At 66.6% G+C, this 601-nt stretch carries 1 protein-coding gene; it reads right to left on the bottom strand.

Translation table 11 applies throughout. The features are described from left to right. On the bottom strand, positions 1 to 550 hold a 550-nt coding region (locus HOV91_RS39245), incomplete at its 3' end, for an SGNH/GDSL hydrolase family protein (RefSeq protein WP_174190206.1). Positions 551 to 601: the final 51 nt, after the last annotated feature.

Here is a 601-nt window from a genome sequence, read left to right as displayed (position 1 = left end):
ATCCGAAGCAGGTGGCGACATAGGTGATGTCGTCCCAGATGTCGACGAAGACCGCGTCGTGGTCGGCGGCGGCGCGGCGGGCGCGCTGGTTGTATTCGGTCAGATCGCCGTTGGCGGCGGCGACGTCGATGGTGGGGTCCCAGCCGATCGGGGGTTCACCGATCACGACGATCCGGCGGGCGCAGGCGCTGAGGAGCCCGAGGGCGGTGCGGATGTTGGTGTCGTATTCGCCGATGCCGACTGCTTCGCTCATCCGGCCTTGGTGGTGTCGCCAGACGTCGTTGAGGCCGACTCCGAGGACGGCGAGGTCCCATCGGCCGCCGGCGTCGACTGCGGCTCGGAGGTTGGTCAGGACGTCGCGGCTGGTTGCTCCTCCTTCGCCGTGGTTGTCGGTGGTGAAGGTGATCCATGGGTAGCGGGTGGACCATCCGGTGGTCAGGACATGGACGTAGCCGCGTTTGCGCCATTCGGTGACCGTGATCTGTTCGCCGATCTCGGGGAGATCGGCTTGGACTGCGAGGCGGGGGTTGTGGGCTTCGTAGTGTTCCATCAGGGATGTTCCGAACCAGCCGATCCGCAGTTGGGGTCGGGGGTGTTCGGG

Source organism: Nocardia barduliensis (genome assembly GCF_013315795.1).
GTDB lineage: Bacteria > Actinomycetota > Actinomycetes > Mycobacteriales > Mycobacteriaceae > Nocardia > Nocardia barduliensis.
Note: the sequence above shows the minus strand (reverse complement) of the source record. Positions and strands in the feature narration are given on the sequence as shown.